General features: G+C 61.1%; 1 pseudogene. It reads right to left on the bottom strand.

The annotated features are described in order from the left end of the window. Positions 1-293, bottom strand: a pseudogene (locus tag J9892_RS20480) (IS21 family transposase); the annotation flags it as partial.

The raw sequence follows: 293 nt of genomic DNA, 5'->3' as shown, positions 1-293 counted from the left end.
GACCCCAGTGCCGGGCGGTCCAACTGCTCAAACGCCTCGCGTCGGTTACCGGGCAGCTGCTTGAACGGGCGCTCGTTGAGCTCATTCAACAAAGCCCGGATGCACTGGTTTAGCTCGGCAAGCGAGAAGAAGGTCTGATGGCGTAGACGAGCCAGGATCCAGCGCTCGACGATCTGCACACCCACCTCGGCCTTGGCTTTGTCCTTAGGCTTGTAAGGGCGAGCTGGCATCACCGCCACCTGATAGTGCTCGGCCAACTGCTGGTAGCTGGGGTTGAGCTCGGGATCGTATCG

The sequence above is a fragment of the Aeromonas sp. Prich7-2 genome (genome assembly GCF_017939255.1).
Classification (GTDB): domain Bacteria; phylum Pseudomonadota; class Gammaproteobacteria; order Enterobacterales; family Aeromonadaceae; genus Aeromonas; species Aeromonas caviae.
The sequence above is the reverse complement of the archived record's forward strand: the minus strand, read 5'-3'. Positions and strand labels throughout refer to the sequence as shown.